This is a genomic window from Martinezella calliandrae, from assembly GCF_030272695.1.
Lineage (GTDB): Bacteria > Pseudomonadota > Alphaproteobacteria > Rhizobiales > Rhizobiaceae > Rhizobium > Rhizobium calliandrae.
Window position 1 is genome coordinate 109,979 of sequence record NZ_JARFYN010000015.1, and the last position, 17,814, is coordinate 127,792.

13 protein-coding genes are annotated in these 17,814 nt (G+C 59.5%); 7 read left to right on the plus strand and 6 right to left on the minus strand.

What is annotated here, in order from left to right:
* Positions 1-20: 20 nt before the first annotated feature.
* Positions 21-785 (plus strand): SURF1 family protein, encoded by a 765-nt coding sequence (locus PY650_RS14035; RefSeq protein ID WP_432761525.1) that lies wholly within the window; start codon positions 21-23, stop codon positions 783-785.
* A gap of 4 nt (positions 786-789) precedes the next feature.
* Here PY650_RS14035 and PY650_RS14040 read toward each other — a convergent pair whose 3' ends face one another.
* The gene (locus PY650_RS14040; RefSeq protein WP_285879908.1) at positions 790-1,356 is read right to left on the minus strand and encodes a histidine phosphatase family protein; all 567 of its coding nucleotides are present in this window, start codon (positions 1,354-1,356) and stop codon (positions 790-792) included.
* A gap of 237 nt (positions 1,357-1,593) precedes the next feature.
* Here PY650_RS14040 and PY650_RS14045 point away from each other — a divergent pair, with 237 nt between their 5' ends.
* Genes PY650_RS14045 through PY650_RS14055 form a run of 3 tightly spaced genes read left to right on the plus strand, consistent with a single transcriptional unit; the run spans position 1,594 to position 3,223 of the window.
* Positions 1,594-1,800: a CbtB domain-containing protein gene (locus PY650_RS14045; protein WP_285879909.1), complete on the plus strand. Its 207-nt coding sequence runs from the start codon at positions 1,594-1,596 to the stop codon at positions 1,798-1,800.
* Positions 1,801-1,812: 12 nt separating this feature from the next.
* Positions 1,813-2,553: a CbtA family protein gene (locus PY650_RS14050; protein ID WP_285879910.1), complete on the plus strand. Its 741-nt coding sequence runs from the start codon at positions 1,813-1,815 to the stop codon at positions 2,551-2,553.
* A gap of 1 nt (position 2,554) precedes the next feature.
* Positions 2,555-3,223 carry a hypothetical protein gene (locus PY650_RS14055; protein WP_285879911.1) on the plus strand — a complete coding sequence of 223 codons (669 nt, stop codon included), beginning with the start codon at positions 2,555-2,557 and terminating at the stop codon, positions 3,221-3,223.
* A gap of 38 nt (positions 3,224-3,261) precedes the next feature.
* Here PY650_RS14055 and PY650_RS14060 read toward each other — a convergent pair whose 3' ends face one another.
* The gene (locus tag PY650_RS14060) at positions 3,262-3,570 is read right to left on the minus strand and encodes a GCG_CRPN prefix-to-repeats domain-containing protein (RefSeq protein ID WP_285879912.1); all 309 of its coding nucleotides are present in this window, start codon (positions 3,568-3,570) and stop codon (positions 3,262-3,264) included.
* A gap of 278 nt (positions 3,571-3,848) precedes the next feature.
* Between PY650_RS14060 and PY650_RS14065 the strand changes: the two genes are divergently transcribed.
* Complete coding sequence (locus PY650_RS14065; protein ID WP_285879913.1) at positions 3,849-5,456, plus strand: inorganic phosphate transporter; 1,608 nt, start codon at positions 3,849-3,851, stop codon at positions 5,454-5,456.
* 120 nt (positions 5,457-5,576) lie between these two features.
* Here the strand turns inward: PY650_RS14065 and PY650_RS14070 are convergent, their stop codons facing one another.
* The 4 genes from PY650_RS14070 to PY650_RS14085 all read right to left on the minus strand — a co-directional run bounded on the left by PY650_RS14070 (position 5,577) and on the right by PY650_RS14085 (position 8,901).
* Positions 5,577-6,026: a Ros/MucR family transcriptional regulator gene (locus PY650_RS14070; RefSeq protein ID WP_432761530.1), complete on the minus strand. Its 450-nt coding sequence runs from the start codon at positions 6,024-6,026 to the stop codon at positions 5,577-5,579.
* Positions 6,027-6,172: 146 nt separating this feature from the next.
* Positions 6,173-6,772 carry a helix-turn-helix domain-containing protein gene (locus PY650_RS14075; protein ID WP_285879914.1) on the minus strand — a complete coding sequence of 200 codons (600 nt, stop codon included), beginning with the start codon at positions 6,770-6,772 and terminating at the stop codon, positions 6,173-6,175.
* Positions 6,773-6,890: 118 nt separating this feature from the next.
* On the minus strand, positions 6,891-7,631 hold the full coding sequence (locus tag PY650_RS14080) for an EAL domain-containing protein (protein ID WP_285879915.1): 741 nt from the start codon (positions 7,629-7,631) through the stop codon (positions 6,891-6,893).
* A gap of 415 nt (positions 7,632-8,046) precedes the next feature.
* On the minus strand, positions 8,047-8,901 hold the full coding sequence (locus PY650_RS14085; protein ID WP_285879917.1) for a sugar phosphate isomerase/epimerase family protein: 855 nt from the start codon (positions 8,899-8,901) through the stop codon (positions 8,047-8,049).
* Between the two features lie 425 nt (positions 8,902-9,326).
* Between PY650_RS14085 and PY650_RS14090 the strand changes: the two genes are divergently transcribed.
* On the plus strand, positions 9,327-9,539 hold the full coding sequence (locus tag PY650_RS14090) for a DUF2934 domain-containing protein (protein WP_285879918.1): 213 nt from the start codon (positions 9,327-9,329) through the stop codon (positions 9,537-9,539).
* A 391-nt stretch (positions 9,540-9,930) separates the two neighbouring features.
* Positions 9,931-17,547 (plus strand): beta strand repeat-containing protein, encoded by a 7,617-nt coding sequence (locus PY650_RS14095; RefSeq protein ID WP_285879919.1) that lies wholly within the window; start codon positions 9,931-9,933, stop codon positions 17,545-17,547.
* Positions 17,548-17,814 lie beyond the last annotated feature (267 nt).

Sequence of the window (17,814 nt, forward strand, 5' to 3'; positions counted from 1 at the left end):
CTGCGATGGAGCTTTGCGCCTTGACCGATACCGATAGCGATATTCCTTCCGAAAAATCTCGCTCCATGCTCGCGCTTACCGTCTGGGTAATCCTGCTTCTGCTTTTGACCGCGGCGCTTGTCGCGCTCGGCACCTGGCAGGTGAAGCGGCTGTCCTGGAAGCTGGATCTGATCGCCCGCATCGATGCCCGTATCCACGCACCTTCCTCGCCCGCGCCCGGACCGGCCGAATGGCCTTCGATCGATGCCGCCGGCTACGAGTACAAGCATGTGCGAGCGACCGGCAGCTTCCTGAACGACAAGGAAACGCAGGTCTACGCGTCGACCGAACTCGGCCCCGGTTATTGGGTGCTGACACCGATGAGGGAGGCTGAGGGGACAATTGTCATCATCAACCGTGGTTTCGTGCCGACCGACAAGCGCAATCCGAATACCCGCCCCGCCGGTCAATTGGCCACGGAAACCACGGTCACCGGACTGCTGCGAATCAACGAACCGAAGGGCACGCTGCTGCGCTCCAACGTACCCGCGCAGGAGCGCTGGTATACCCGCGACGTTGCGGCGATTGCCGAGGCGCGCGGTCTCCAAAACGCAGCGCCCTATTTCATCGATGCGGACGATACGAAAAATCCGGGCGATCTGCCCGTCGGTGGACTGACTCAGATCGTCTTTCCGAATAATCATCTCGTCTATGCCATCACGTGGTATGGGCTCGCCGTGATGACGTTCGGCCTCGCCGCTTACCTCGTCTATTTCGAACGGCGGCGGGCGAAGGCGAGCCGCTAGAGTGCTATCTCGCAGCATTCGGAAAACGAAGCTGCCAGCGGCGGCCATCGCTGGTCATCTCCACGACGCCGAGCGGCTCGATGTCGATCGTCCAGAAAGCGGAGGGCGGCGCTTGCAGCACGTGGAGAATGGCGGCGCGAATGACGGTCGCATGCGTCACGGCGACGGTATGGCCGCCATCGCCGATGTGGCTCGTCATCCAATCGCCGACACGCGCAAACACGGCGCATAAGGGTTCGCCACCGTGCGGCGCCGCCTCCAAATCCAGCATCCAGAGCGATAGCGCCTCGGGATCGGTCTCATGGAGCTCGGTGATCGACCTGCCTTGCCAGCGCCCATAGTCGCATTCCCCCAAAGACGTCTCAGTCGTGGCGTCGAGCCCCATAGCCGCGACCGTCTGGCGGGCACGCAGAGCCGGGCTCGTCCACGCCCGGTCGACCGTTCGGATCTGTGCGGCAAGCGTGCCGGCTTGTTGCCCCCCCCTTGCCTCCAGCGGCTCGTCGGCCGGAAAGCGGCTCGTCCGATTGGCTTCGGTCGCCCCATGGCAAATCCAGCTCAAACGCGCTTTCATGACGCTCCATATCCGCAGGCCCTAAGGCACCGCCACTGCCTTCGATCACAGCAACGCGTTGATTGACAATCGTCTTTGCAGCCAGCTATAAGCTTAATCTTGCGGGTGTGGAAGCCGGTGAAATCCCGGCGCGGTCGCGCCACTGTAATCGAAGGGTGGATACCGCCCCTAGAGAGCCAGACCCTTCCCGTAAAAACCCTTCCGTAAATGGAACGCGCTCTTCTTAAGGGAAATAAAATGTCTGATACCACTTTTGTACCCACCACCACGACGCCGATCCCGCTTGGCGAAATCCTGCCTTGGGCAATCTTCGCCGGCCTCCTGATGATGCTGGCGATCTATTTCATTGGCGCCGAAGAAGGTGCGACAGCGTTGTTTTCCGGCTCCTATGTGCACGAATTCGTGCATGACGGGCGCCATCTGCTCGGATTCCCCTGCCACTAAGGGGTTAAGCCCATGGTTGGACGTCTTTTGCTCCGCGGCATGCTGGTCGGAGCCGCGGCTGGTATTCTCATTTTTGCCTTCGCCCATACGTTCGGCGAGCCGCTCGTCGATCGGGCGATCGCGTTTGAAGAGCAGGCGGCGCAGGCGGCAGGCGAAACGCCCGAACCGGAAATCGTCAGCCGCGCCACGCAGGCGGGCCTCGGCCTCTTCACCGGCATCATGATCTACGCAACAGCTGTCGGTGGGCTCTTTGCTCTGGTCTTCGCCTATGTCTACGGCCGGGTCAGCCCCTTTGGCGCGCGCGGGACAGCCTTGCTGCTCGCTATCGCCGCTTTCATCGCCATCTCCTTGGTTCCAGACATCAAATATCCGGCCAATCCGCCGGCAGTCGGCAATCCAGATACGATCGGCGCCAGAACCGAACTGTTCTTCGTGATGATCGTGGCCTCCATCGTCGCCATGGTTGCCGCAGTATCCCTCGCCCGTCAGTTGGCGACGCGCTATGGATCTTGGAACGGGGCGATATTTTCCGGCATCGCCTACATCCTGTTCATCGGCCTCGTTCAATACCTGCTGCCGGCGATCAACGAAGTGCCGGAGCAGTTTTCCGCCGTCGTGCTGTGGAGGTTCCGGATCACCTCACTCGGGATGCATGCGATTTTGTGGACGACGCTCGGCCTCGCCTTCGGCGCATGGGCCGAACGCGACCTGCCGCGGGTTCGCCTTGGCCGTACGGCCATACGCCGAGCCTGAAATGGCACGCCTGACACATCCCCCGCATGTCTTCGTGCGAGGGATAGCGTTGCCGAGGCCTGCCATTCTGCTTTCGGTCTTTTGTCTCATTTGCGCACTGGGCTTGCCTGCCAAGGCAGAGGCGCATAGTGGCAGTTTGTCCGGAAGTCATACGGGCATTCCGATACCAAGCTTGAGCCATGGCGAAATGGCCGTGATCGTCCCTTATTACGGGCGCATCATCGCGCTTGCCTCGTCGGCATCTGACACCGACGAGTCCTTCCGCCGCGTGCTGAATTTTGCCCAGATTCAGCGGGCCTATTGTCTTTGGGGCATTATGCCGGGAAGCGTTGGCGATGAGGACAGCCCCTTTAACGAATGTTCGCATGCCTACCTCGCCGCGGCCAAGATGGCGCTGCTGCAGATGCGGACGATGAAGAACGAAATGGTGCCCGCCGGCGACCTCGTCTCCGAGATCGACGGCGCGCTGGTGCGCAACAATCTATCGCTCATTCTCTGCCGCTTCAGCGAGGAAGGCTTCAACACGGCCGACCTGATCCGGCCACGGCTCACCGGCATCTTTCTGCATGTCAAAAGCCTCGCCGCGACGTTGCTGGCACTGATGACGGCAGGAGCTGCGCTGTGGTGGACTGCACGGCTGCTGCGGACGAAACCCGATACCGTCAATTAGATGACACCCGCCGTCACCGGACGGCGGTATGTCTGGTGTTACCAGTCCCGCCGCCGGCCGTGCCAACCGCCGTCCCAGTCGTCACGATAGTGGCGCCGATGGCCATACCAGCCCCAAGCGGGCGGCGGTGCTCTATAATATCCCCAGCCATAACCGCGCGGCGGGCCCCAGCGGTTCGGCCGGCACGCACCCCGAGGCGTCAAATGCCAGCCGCGACCGCAGGCATAATCGACATTGACGACCGGCGATTTGGCCACGGTGCCAACCGCGGCGATGGGCATTGCTTCTGCCGAAGATACGACCAAGCTGCCGAGCACGGCAGCAATGGCAATCACGGACAATCTCATGGTGATGGTGTCCTTTATCCATGTCCCTACAAGAAGATTTAAACTCCGGCCGGCTGAACGCCAGGTGAACCGAAAAAGGCGATTTCGCGGCAAAATCAAGATATTGAACGCAGAGTCGCAGTGACCGTTCCGTGTGTTACCCTTTGGCGGGAGACCTTTTCTTCGATGCGTTGAGCGTCAATGCAACCAGAGACCGCATTAGCGTCTCTTTATGCGTCATGAGGCCTTCATCAAGCGCGCTTAAATGGGAAATATTATTCGCTATAGGAGAGTTTGAGATGGTTGACGTCGTTTCAAGCAATGCGGAAGGCGGCAACGCCAATCATCCTATTCATGACGCAACCGGTTCCACCAAATGGTTCCTGCCGATTTTCGGCATCGTCGTAATTGGCGGCCTTGTCTATGTCGGTTATGCCCTCAACAACGATCTTGCCAACGCCGCCGCGGTTCCGTGGATCCTGCTCGGACTGGCGCTGTTGATCGCGCTCGGTTTCGAATTCGTCAACGGCTTTCACGATACTGCCAATGCGGTCGCTACCGTTATCTACACCCGCTCGCTGCCGGCTGAATTTGCCGTCATGTGGTCCGGCTGTTTCAATTTCCTCGGCGTGCTGACCTCCTCTGGCGCTGTCGCTTTCGGCATTCTGGCGCTGTTGCCCGTGGAGCTGATCCTGCAGGTCGGCTCCGGCTCCGGCCTCGCCATGGTTTTTGCCCTGTTGACCGCCGCCATCGTGTGGAACCTCGGCACCTGGTATCTCGGCCTGCCGGCGTCTAGTTCGCATACGCTCGTCGGGTCCATAATCGGCGTCGGCCTTGCCAATCAGTTTCTCGCGCCCGCCGGTTCCGCAACGAGCGGTGTCGACTGGTCGCAGGCAACCAGCGTCGGCATGTCGCTGCTGCTGTCACCAATCATCGGTTTCGCCTTGTCAGCCTTGCTGCTGCTGGTCTCCAAAGTTCTGATCCGCAACAAGGAGCTTTATGAAGCACCAAAGGGCAATGCGCCGCCGCCGCTGTGGATCCGCGCTCTACTGATCTTCACCTGCACCGGCGTCAGCTTTGCCCACGGTTCGAACGACGGCCAGAAGGGCATGGGTCTGATCATGCTCATTCTCATCGGCCTCGTACCGACCGCCTTTGCGCTGAACCGCACGCCGGACGTCAACTATCTCGAGGCCTACAAGACGGCTTCGGTGCAGGTCGAGATGGTGCTCGGCAAGTATGTAAAGCCCGGCGTTGCCGCACCGGCCGATCCGAAGACCGTCGTCGGCAATGCCGTGAAGAGCAAAACCTGGACGGACGCGACGACGCCGGCACTGCAGGCCTATATCCACTCCACCAGTGCTGAAATCGCCGCCTATCCGAGCGTCGAAAAGCTGCCGAGCGACCTGGTCGGCAACGTCCGCAACGACATCTATCTGATCGGTGAATCGCTGAAGCTGATCGACAAGCAGAAGCTCCTGCCGATGAACGGCGACGACCTGAAAGCCGTGACAAACTATCATGGGGCTGTGGATCACGCGACCAAGTTCATCCCGCTATGGGTGAAGGTTGCCGTGGCGCTGGCACTCGGACTGGGCACCATGGTCGGCTGGAAGCGCATCGTGGTCACCGTCGGTGAAAAGATCGGCAAGACGCACCTCACCTATGGCCAGGGCGCCGCTGCGGAAGTCGTTGCCATGCTGACGATCGGTGCGGCCGACAATCTCGGCTTGCCGGTTTCCACGACGCACGTCCTGTCCTCCGGTGTCGCCGGGACCATGGCCGCCAACGGCTCGGGACTGCAATGGTCGACTGTTCGCAACATGCTGATGGCCTGGGTTTTGACGCTACCGGCCTCGATCGTGCTTGCCTTCGTGCTGTTCATCTTCCTCCGTCAGGTCTTCTGATCGTTTTTGCACGTCGTGACGGCAAAATAACGCACAATGGACAGCGGCACCCTCGAGGCGCCGCTGTGCTGTCCTTGCAGCTTTCCACTGACACGTGATTGCGCTCGAAAGCGCGATGCTCTAGCGAAGGCCTTCCTTCTTATTGCCGTTGGCGCCGAGCCCTGAGAGCTTGGCAAGTTCCGAACGGCGGTTCGCATAATTCTGCGCAACCATCGGATAATTGGGAGCAAGCCCCCATTTCTCGCGATATTCTTCGGGCGTCATCCCGTAGTGAACGCGCAGATGACGCTTAAGCGTCTTGAAGCGTTTGCCGTCCTCAAGACAAATGATGTAGTCGTTCGTCACCGATTTTTTCTGATCTACGGCCGGAACCGGCTTGGCTCGCTCCACCGAAAACGCGGAGGCATCCAAAGCCTGCAACGCCTCGTGCACATCCGAGATCAGCTTCGGAAGGCTACCAATAAGAATGGGGTTGTGGCTGACATAAGCTGAAACAATCCTCACACAGCCATCGAACAGAATATGCGCTTGGGGCGTAGATTGGTCTCTTCTCTTGCTGAAAGCGTCCATGATCGTTTCCCGAATCTCATTTGGGTCGGCATGTGCCGCCTCACTTGATTGCGGCATGTGCAAACCCATTCGTGAATCTTGCATTGGTTCCAACTCCACAGGTTTTGAGTGCGGCTTTCTCGGCATCCTTGGATCAAGACGCCGGCTCATTGTCGGTGTTCCTTCATAGGCTCGACGCGATCAGTCGCATCCGCAAAGTCCTTTGCGGACCTTGCAAAATAAGTGGCCAGTTTGGTGCATAGGGTGATGAGGGGAATGCCGAGCATGAAGGCGGCATAGGTTGGATTGCCGTCGCACTGCCGGAGCGTCTGAAGGATGAGCTTGCGCTCGACATCCTCCATGGTCTGGCCGACGAGAATGCCAACCGCTGTGTCCACCGTGTGCGGGGTAAGCTCGTCATCGCCCGCGGAGACGTGCGCGACAATTTCATCGATCAGCCGCTCTTCGCTCGCCGTCGCCAACACGATGCCGTCGGCACGGTCGAGCTCAGAAAAGACATAGAGGCCGTTTTCGGCATCGAACGTCACCCGTGCGGAGATATTTCCTGACATGTTGTAAATGACGATACGCGGCTCGTCTGCTTTCATGAGAGCGATCGGCAATCCCTTGGCGACGCCCGCGGCGCCGGAGAATAGGGCCTGCAACTCCTCGAACAGCATTCTGAGCCGTGCCTGCGCCTGCGCGTCCGGCGTGTTCGAAACGGCGGAGAAATGATAATCCCGAGAGAACGAGGGGTGTTTGATCATGCCGCCACCTCCGCGATCGAGACCGGAACAAGAGCAGGCGAGCCGCGCGCCGCGCCGATCAATTTCAAGCCGCAAGTTCGTTTTGCCAAGCAACGTCGCTGGACAGGAAGCCGAATACTCATCCAACCTCCTGCAGACCGAATTTGCCCTTCTGCGGAACCTTCTGAAGCACCATCGGCTTGGACAGCAGGAAGCCCTGCCCATGCGTCGCGCCGCTCGAACGAGCCGCCTCCAGTTGTGTCTCGGTCTCGATCCCCTCGACGACAACCAGGGGCGCGATGCAGGATGCAAAACCGACCATGTGAAACAGGCTGTCGCGGCCATCGCGGCCCGGCCTAATATCGCGGACGAAAGACGCATCAATCTTGACGATGTCGGCTGACACCTGCAGCAACTGCGCGGGTGTCGCAAAGTCCGTGCCGAAATCATCGATCGCGACGCGGCAACCGAGTCCGCGAATCATTTTCAACCGATCGACCGCAGAGCCGATAAGCGGATAGCTCTCGGTAACTTCGACAATGAGCCGCGAGGCAAGCGCGGGCTGGCGGGTGAGACGACCAAAAATATTGGTGAATCGACCCGACGCGGATAAATTCGCGACGGAGAGATTGCAGCCAAGTATAAGTGTCGCATCCGCTGCCAAAGCAGACAGAACCATGTCCAAGATGCGATAATCGAGATCGAACCGGCCGTTCAGTCGCCCCAACCGCGGCACGAAACTACCCGCAGCGTGAACGACACCCTCGGCATCCGTGAGACGTGCCAGACCCTCGGCATAGAGAACTTCTTCGGTGTTTTCGACATTGTGGATCCCTTGCGCGACAAAGCTGAGGCCGCCTTTGGCAATTGCCTTTGACATCAGAGCGTTATGCCCTCTTCCAGTTCGATTTGCTCTATCGGCCATCAAGCCTCCATCGGCAGCGAACAGGAAAGCCTAAAGTAGATCCGACGTCTGAAAATGACGCAAGCAGGCTGGGAATGTGGCTTCTGGTGCCCAAAACCTGCCTTTTCCATCTCCCGGCCCCTAACTCAAAGTAACTAGAGTTTCCCTTCACGAAGCAGAATATGTCGCCTTAAAGCGACAAATCACCCAGAATCAATATATTCCTAATATGTAAACTAGTATCTCTTAACATTCAATTGAAGCGCGTTTTTCCAGTTACTAATTCAATTAGCGGCGAAGCGGGTCCGACGATCTACCTTCGCAAACCGCATGGTCGCTATATTGAGGATGGCGCAGGCGTGCAGGTTCTTCCGAAACAATGACGGCCTCGTCATTCGGCATAAGCTTTCGCACCGGACAGCGGCAACCAGCCCGTCTGCCTTGCCTCTCGCAGCGCAAGATCGAGCGGCGGCAGCTCCGCATGCCACAGTCGCTCCCATTCGAGACTCATGACGCCGGCAAAGCAATCGGCAGCCAATGCAGCGATCAGCGCCGGCATCGGAAATTCGCCAGCGGCGGGGAGAGTGTAGGTGTATGGCAGTTTTCCGCTCGGCTTTGAGACACTATCCTTCACATGAAGATGCCGCGTGTTGCGGCGCAGATGCTTCCAGATCTCTAGCGGATCCTGCCCGCCTTTCCGCCATGTATGATGGGTGTCCCAGAGGAGCGCGCAGTCCGGCGCCGCTTCCAGGAAGCGGGCGAGCGGGTCCGGGTGCACGAGAAAGTCGTGCGTCTCTACTATGATATCAGATAAAAAACCTTCGCGGCGAGCAGTCTCGCGCCACCACTCCAGCGTCGACAGCGCCTCGGAAAGTTCGCCGGCATCGCCTGTGCTGCCGCCATCGAAGACGCGCAGCGATTTTATCCCTGCAGCCTCAGCCCAGGGGAGATAGCGCAGAAACTCTTCTTTTGCTTGCTGCGTGGCACCGACAAGGCGCATCGACGTATTGAGTGCGCAAACGGCGACAGGAGAATGCTCAAGGGCACGAACAAGACCGGCCGGCGTGCCGAACCGTTCGGCGAAATAGGCCGGCAGATCAATCATGCCGCCGAGCGCGCGAATTTCGACGGCGTCAACACCGTGGTGCGCTGCCAGCACTAGGACCTCGTCCAGCTCCAGCTCCGCGCATCCCAATGTCGAAAATGCCAGGGTCATACGTGTGGTTTTGAGAGCACCGGCTGCCACCTTCGCTTCCTCCGCTATCTGAATATGAATAGATGGCGTTCGCCGACGCGATGCCCGTCGAAGACACAAACCAGGCGCCCATTTAGTAACTAAATGGATAATTATGAAGCTTCGGTTGAGCGTCAAGAGCTTGGCGAGCAACATTCTTTTTCGCCAGAGCGATACCGGTACCGCCGGCCGCACGCCTGGCGCGATCGAGGTCTCCATTTTGCTTGTCATGCTTCCCGCAAGGGAACTCTGCCACCTTTTCAAATGCGCGGATCGACGCCGTCTGTGATTTTATCGAGGGCTGGGAACATTCCCCGCAAATGATGGTTTTCAGACGGGGACCGAGGGCGCGAGACAAAGGCGCCGGCGTCCACCCGAGCGCTACATTCATCCAGTTAAGATTTCCGAAGCCATCCATTGATGAGAAGGAGACCATAATGCCGACCGAGCAAGGACATGAGTGGATTAAAAAACGTGCGTATTCTCTTTGGGAAGAAGCAGGCCGTCCCAACGGCCGCGACCAGGATCATTGGAATCAGGCTGTTGCCGAACGGGAAGATCTCGAGCGAACACAGGCGTCCTCGGACGGCAAGGAAATCCTGGTGAAATACAATAAAAAGGCCGGCCCCGGTAAAAAAGCCAAGGGTTAGTCGCTCTCCAAATCAAACGACACTGACTTCGTTCGGTCGATAGCTTCAACGCGACCACCCAAATACGGTGATCGTCGATCACCGGACGTTCGATCCGTCTCTCCGATCGCGACGTTGAGGAAACCTCGGAAGCCTGATCGCCTAAAGACTTGTGTTTTCTGAAGCCGCCACGCCGTGCAGCGATAATTTTCGCGCTTGCGCAGAGCAATCACGGACCGCCCACCAACCAGATCAGTCGTGAGGGATCAACTACAGGTTCAGGCAAGCCCGTTTGCGTACTCAGCGTTTTCAAGAGGATGGACTTGAGTGGCCGATGCTCCGTCAGAGCTTGGCCAGGCAAGCCATCCGCTGGCTGTTGGAACGTTGGACTTAACGTTTAGGATTTGCGGACATGACCTCGATCGTTTCTTCGCTGAACGCCAATCAGATTAGATATCTTTCGACGGCGGCGGTCGCAGCCTGGTCAACCGACGATGTGGCTTCGCTTACCACAGCTCAAATCAAAGCGCTTTCTTCAGCTCAAATCGCAGCTTTGGATACGGAAGATGTCAAAGTCCTCGACACCGGGCAGTTAAGCGCCATTTCACAAGGCGCCATAGTTGGTTTGACGCTGGATCAGTTGAGCGTTCTCGATAAGTACGCCATCGAAGGTCTGAGTTCGAGCCAGGTTTCGGCGCTCACCACCACACAGGTTCATGCGCTAACGACGGATCAGGCGGAGGCCTTGACCTCATCTCAGGTCAGCGCTCTCAAAGTGACACAACTTGCAGCCCTGACTGCCGACGACATTGCGACGTTCTCGACTGCCGATATCGCGGCGATCGCCAGCAAATCCGTCTCGGGCCTAAGCACGGCGGCGATCGCGGCGCTTTCCACCGATCAGATCGCCGCATTGACGACGGCACAGCTCAACGCTCTCAAAGCAACGCAACTCCAGGCCATGAGCACCGATCAGATCGGGACCCTGTCGACCGCTCAGATTGCTGCCCTGAGCACCGGAGCGATTGCCGGCCTGACCACCGACCTGATCGCGGCCTTGAGCCGTGATCAGGTTAGGGCCTTGTCGCCGACACAGGTGAGGTCGCTGGGTCCGACGCAGCTTGCGGCCCTGAGTGCGGAAAACATAGCGGCATTGTCGACCGCGGATATCGCGGCAATCACGAACAAAGCCGTGCCCGGCTTGAGCACGGAAATCATCGCGGGGCTCTCCACAGATCAGATCGCTGCCCTAAGCACCAGCGCGATTGCAAGCCTGACGACCGATCAGATCGCGGCCTTTAGCCCTGATCAGGTCGAAGTCCTGTCGCCAACACAGGTCAAGGTGTTGGGTTCGGCACAGCTCTCGGCGTTCAGTAAGGAGGACCTGGCGACCTTCTCGACTGCCGATATCGCCGCAATCACCAACAGAGCCATCCCAGGCTTGAACACGGATATTATCGCATCACTTTCCGCCGATCAGATCGCCGCCCTGAGCACCAGCGCGATTGTAAGCCTAACGACCGATCAGATCGCGGCCTTGAGCCCTGATCAGGTCGAAGCCCTGTCGCCAAACCAGGTCAAGGTGTTGAGTTCGGCGCAGGTCGCGGCCTTGAGTGCGGAAGACCTAGCGACATTCTCCACCGCCGATATCGCGGCAATCGCGAACAGGGCCATCCCAGGCCTGAGCACGCATGTTATCGCAGAGCTCTCCGTCGATCAGATCGCTGCATTGACAACGGTTCAGATCAGCGTTCTCAAGACGACGCAAGTCGCCGCCATGAGCGCCGGCCAGGTAGGGGCGCTGTCGCCAGCACAGGTGATGTCGCTCAGTTCGACGCAGCTCGCGGCCATGAGCCCGGAAGACATAGCGACTTTCTCCACCGCCGATATCGCGGCGATCGCGGGCAAAGCCATCCCGGGCTTGAGCGCGGACGCTATCGCAGGGCTCTCCGTCGATCAGATCGCAGCACTGACGACGATTCAGATCGTTGCGCTCAAGACGACGCAGATCGCGGCCTTGAGCACCGATCAGGTCGAAGCCCTTTCACCGGCACAGGTCATGGCACTGAACTCCGCACAACTAGCAGCCCTGAGCACGGAGGACCTGGCGACCTTCTCCGCCGCCGACATGGCGGCTATCACAGGCAAAGCTATGCCGGGCCTGAGTACGGAAATCATCGCGAGGCTCCCCCCCAATCAGATTGCGGCATTGACGACCGCCCAGCTCGCAGCGCTCAAGGCAACGCAACTCCAGGTCCTGAGCACCGATCAGATCGGGGCCCTGTCGACCGCTCAGATTGCTAGTTTGGGTACTGCCGCTATTTCAGGTCTGACGACCGATCAGATCGCCGTGTTGAGCGCCGATCAGGTCGGGGCCCTGTCGTCGGCGCAAGTAAAGTTGCTGAGTTCGACGCAACTTGCGGTGCTCACCCCGGAAGATATAGCAATGTTCTCGCCAGCGGATATCGCTGCGATCAGCAGCAAAGCCATGCCGGGCTTGAGCACTGATGCGATGGCAGCGCTTTCCAACAATCAGATTGCCGCATTGACGCCGGTTCAGATCGCTGCCCTTAAAACATCGCAACTCCAGGCCCTGAGCACCGATCAGGTCAAGGCTCTTTCGTCGGCCCAGGTGAGATCGTTGAGTTCGACGCAGCTCACCGCCCTGAGTGCGGAGGACATAGCGACCTTCTCGACTGCCGATATAGCCGCAATTACGAACAAAGCCATGCCGGGCATGGGGACGGATGCGATCGCGGGTCTGACCACGGCTCAGATCGCTGCCCTAAGCACCAGCGTGATCGCGAGCCTGACGACCAATCAGATCGCAGCCTTGAGCACCGCTCAGGTCGCGGCCCTGTCCTCGACGCAGGTGAAATCATTAAGTTCGGCGCAAGTTGCCGCCTTGAGCGCGGAGGATATAGCCACCTTTTCCATGGCCGATATCACGGCGATCACGGGCGTAGCCATGTCGGGCCTGCGCACGGACATTATCGCTGGGCTCTCCGTCGATCAGATCGCTGCACTGACGACGGCTCAGATCGCCTCGCTCAAGACGACGCAGATCGCAGCCATGAGCACCGGCCAGGTCGAAGCTCTATCCTCAGCGCAGGTGAAGTCGCTGAGTTCGGCGCAACTTGCGGCCCTGAGCCCGGAAGACATAGCGACCTTCTCCGCCGCCGATATCGCGGCGATCACCAGCAAGGCCGTGCCGGGCTTGAGCACGGACGCGATGGCGGTGCTTTCCACCAGTCAGATAGCCGCGTTGACGACGGCTCAGATCGCAGCCCTCAAAACGACGCAGCTCGCGGCCTTGAGCACGGACCAGATCGAGGTCCTGTCTCCGTCACAAGTGACGTCTCTGAGTTCGACGCAGCTTGCGGCTCTGAGCAGTGAGGACATAGCGACGTTCTCGACTGCGGATGTTGCGGCGATCGACAGTAAAGCCATGCCGGGCTTGAGCACGGACACTGTCGCAGCACTTTCCTCCGATCAGATCGCCGCGTTGACGACGGCCCAGCTCAATGCGCTTAAGGCGACGCAACTCCAGGCCTTGAACGCCGATCAGATCAAGGCCCTGCCGACCGCCCGGATTGCTGCCCTGAGCACCAGCGCGATTGCCGGCCTGACCGCCGATCAAATCGACGCCTTGAGCACCGATCAGGTCGAAGCCCTGTCCTCGACGCAGGTCAAGGTGCTGAGTTCGGCACAATTGGCGGCCCTGAGCCCTGAGGATATAGCAACGTTTTCGACCGCCGATATCGCGGCGATCACAAACGGAGCCATGCCGGGCCTGAGCGACGAAGCGATCGCTGCGTTGACCACAGCGCAGATCGCCGCCCTGAGCACCGGCGCGATTGCCGGCCTGACGGCCGATCAAATGGAAGCCTTGAGCCCTAATCAAGTCGAGGCTCTGTCGTCGTCGCAGGTTAAGGTGTTGAGCTCTGGACAACTAGCGGCCCTGAGTGGGGAGGACATAGCGACATTCTCGACCGCCGATATCGCGGCGATCACGAACAAAGCCATGCCGGGCTTGAACACGGATATCATCTCAGCTCTGGACAAAGATCAGCTCGCCGCCCTGAGCACCAGCGCCGTTGCAAGCCTGACGACCGACCAGATCGAAGCCTTAAATAGCAATCAGGTCGGCCTCCTGTCGGCCGCGCAGGTCAAGGCGTTGGGTTCGGCACAAGTCGCTGCTTTGGGCGACGATGTTGCAGCCCTGTCTACCGATCAGATTGCCTTGTTGAGCGCATCGGGGGTTACTGGCCTGACCGCCGATCAGATTGCTGACCTGAGCATGGGGCAGGTCAATGCCTTGACCACTGCCCAGATCGGCGCGCTTAGCTCGAGGCAGGTTGCGGCACTGAGCACGGGTGACGTGGCATCGCTATCTGCAGCCCAGATTGCCGCATTGAGCACCTCCGGCGTCGCCGGACTTTCGACCAGTCAGGTCGCCGCTCTGAGCACCGGCCAGATTTCGGCTTTATCCAGCAAGCAGATGGCAGCGCTGAGCTCGACGCAAGTTGCCGCAATGAGCACAGACGACATAACCGCTCTTTCAACAAACCAAATTGCCTCTTTGAGCACCTCCGGCATCGCTGGATTAAATTCCCAGCAGCTGGCGACCCTCAGCACCAGTCAAGCCGAAGCCTTGACGACTGCCCAGGTCGGCAATCTCCAATCCACGCAGATCAAGGTGCTGGGACCGGACGACATAGCAACCTTCACGACCAAGGATATTGCCGCGATCAGTTCGAGTGCGATTCCGGGATTGTCGACAGACGCCATAGCCTCGCTGACGACGGCCCAGATCGCCGCGCTGAGCACGCAAGCCATCAGCGCGCTGAGCACCTTGCAGATCGCAGCCATGAGCACCGCCCAGGTGGAGGCCTTAACGAATACCCAGGTCGGCGCGCTCAGCTCGAAACAGATTGCGGCCCTCAGCACGGCCGATATCGCAACGTTCTCGACAAAAGACATTGCCGCGATCAGTTCGAATGCCATCTCCGGCTTGTCGACAGACACGGTCGCGTCCCTGTCAGCGGCTCAGATCGCCGCGCTGAGTACGGCAGACATTAGCGCGCTGAGCACGAAGCAGATCGCAGCCCTCAGCGCCCTACAGGTCGAGGCCTTGACCAGTGCGCAGGTCGGCACTCTCAGTTCCACCCAGCTTTCAGTTCTGGAGCCGGACGATATAGCAACCTTCACGACCAAGGACATTGCTGCGATCAGCGCAAGTGCGATCCAGGGCTTGTCGACAGACACCATAGCGTCCTTGACTGCAGCTCAGATCGCAGCGCTGAGCACGGCAGGCGTCAGGGGACTGAGCACCAAACAGATCGCCGCCCTCAGCGCCGATCAGGTGGATGCCCTGACCAATGTCCAGGTCGGCGCCCTTACATCGAAACAGATCGCAGCCATGAGCACAGGCGACATCGCCTCGCTTTCGGCAAGCCAAATAGCTTCTCTGGGCACGGCCGGCATATCAGGCCTGACCACCGATCAAATTGCAGTCCTCAGTATCGATCAGGTCGAAGCGCTGACCAGCGCCCAGGTCGGCGCGCTCAGCTCGAAGCAAATTGCAGCCCTCAGTGCGCAGGATCTGGATACCTTTACCCCCGCCGAAATGGCCGCGATCAGTTCTAGCGCGGTTCAAGGCCTGTCGACGGCAACGATCAGGTCGCTGGCGCCTGCCCAGATCGCAGCCCTTGGCTCAGCGGCAATATCGAGCCTGACGACCGATCAGATCGCGGTCCTCAGCACCGACCAAGTGGATGCCCTGACTAGCGCCCAGATCGGTGCCCTCAGCTCGAAACAGATCGCAGCCATGAGCATAGGCGACATCGCCTCGCTTTCGACGGACCAGATAGCCTCTCTCGGCACCGCGGGCATATCTGGCATAACCACCGATCAGATCGCCGCCCTCAACATCGATCAGGTCGAAGCGCTGACCAGCGCTCAGGTCGGCGCCCTCAACTCGAAGCAGATTGCAGCCCTCGGCCCCGGCAATCTGGATACCTTCACCCCCGCCGAAATGGCTGCAATCAGTTCTAGCGCGGTCCAGGGCCTGTCCACGACGACAATCGGCTCGCTGACGGCGGCCCAGGTCGCAGCTCTTGGCACAGCGGCCATATCCGGGCTGACGACCGATCAGATCGCTGCGCTCAGCACCACCCAGGTGGATGCCCTGACTAGCGCCCAGGTCGGCGTGCTGAGCTCGAAACAAATTGCAGCCCTCAGCACGAACGACATTGCTTCGCTGTCGCCGGAGCAGGTAGCGGCGCTCGGCACCGCAGGCATATCCGGTCTGACCACCGATCAGATCGCCACACTTAACATCGATCAGGTCGAGGCCCTGACCAGTGCCCAGGTCGGCGCCCTCAGTTCGAAACAGATTGCGGCTTTGGGCACCGATGATTTGGATACCTTCACCCCCAGCGAGATAGCGGCGATAAGCTCGAATGCGATCCAGGGCCTGACGACGGCGACGATCGCTTCGCTGTCGGCTGCCCAGATCGCAGCCCTCGGCACAGCGGGCATATCGGGGCTTACCACCGATCAGATCGCTGCGCTCAGCACCGATCAGGTGGACGCACTGACCAATGCCCAGATCGGTGCCCTCACATCAAAACAAATTGCGGCGATGAGCACGGGCGAAATCGCCTCGCTATCGCCGGAGCAGGTAGCGTCACTCGGCACGGCGGGCATAGCGGGCCTGACCACCGATCAGATCGCGGCGCTGAGCATTGGTCAGGTCGAAGCCCTGACCAGTGCCCAGGTCGGCGCGCTCAATTCGAAACAGCTTGCGGCTCTCGGCACCGACGATCTGGATACCTTCACTCCCAGCGAGATAGCCGCGATCAGTTCCAATGCGATCCAGGGCTTGTCGACGGCGACAATCGGTTCGCTGACGGCGGCCCAGATCGCAGCACTCGGCACGGCGGCAATTTCGGGACTGACGACCGCTCAGATCGCTGCCCTCAGTGCCGATCAAGTCGATGCCCTGACCAATGCCCAGATCGGCGCTCTCACCTCGAGAGAGGTCGCGGCCCTGAGCACGGATGACATCGCCTCGCTTTCACCGGCGCAGATAGCCTCTCTGAACCCGAAGGCCATTGCAGGTCTCAGCAGTGCGCAGGCCCACGCCTTGAGCATCGAGCAGGTCGAAGCACTCTCCACCAGCCAGATAGCCTCATTGAGTTCGGATGGGCTCAAGGGCTTCACCCCGGACATGCTGGAAACGCTCTCGCCGGAAGAACTCGCCGTGCTTGGTTCAGGCGCGATAAAGGGATTGTCCACGGACTTCATCGCAGCGCTTTCGCCCGATGAGATTGCAGCCTTGGGTACGGCTGGCGTCGCCGGATTGAGCAGCGACCAAGTCAGGGTTCTTAGCCAGGAACAGATCGAAGCGCTCTCCACCAGCCAGATCGCGGCACTGAGCTCTGCCGGGCTTGCGGGGTTGACCACCGAGGATCTGGATACGTTTTCGACCGAGGAACTCGCCGCGATCAGCCCGTCCGCGATTAGGGGCCTATCCACGATTGTTGTCGCCTCCCTATCCGCCGACGACATTGCCGCTTTGTCGACAAGCCAAGTGGCTTCGCTGAGCTACGGCCAGGTGGCGGCAATGAGCGCTGCGCAAATCGGAGCGCTATCGACATCGCAGGTCGGTGCCCTAAGCGTCATGCAGGCTGCCGCGCTGAGCGCAGACGATCTTGCGGCGTTTTCCGCCGAACAGATCATCAGCCTGAATTCGAGCGCGATATCGGGTTTGAGCACCAGCGCCCTGACTGGATTGAGCGCATCCCAGGCCGAAGCCTTCACTCCCGGCCAGCTTGCCGCGATGACTTCGGCACAGGTTGACGCATTGACAAAGGCCGAGCAGGCAGGCAGCTCCGTCGCAGATAGCGCCTCCTCGAGCTCGACCAGTACGTCAAATACATCCACGCAAGGCAGTGGGACCGGATCGAGCGCTTCGGGCTCGAGTGATGTTGCTGCCGACATTTTGTCTTACCTTTCAGTCTGATTTCTTTGGCGATCAGATAGCATTCCGATAGGAGGTCTCATGGAGGCCTCCTGGTCCACGGGACCATGCCAGATGCGAAGCTTGGTCGGCACCCTCAACGCAAGTGACGTGCGGAAATCCGCTCTTAACGCATGGAAGGGTCCCGCAAAACCGATGGCCGCCTGATTAACAATCTCTTATGTTCGTATTCAAGCCCTTTGGCCATGATTTTTCCTTTTCGACTTTGACGACGAATGCACATGCTTGAAGCTATTGAACAAAGGAGGA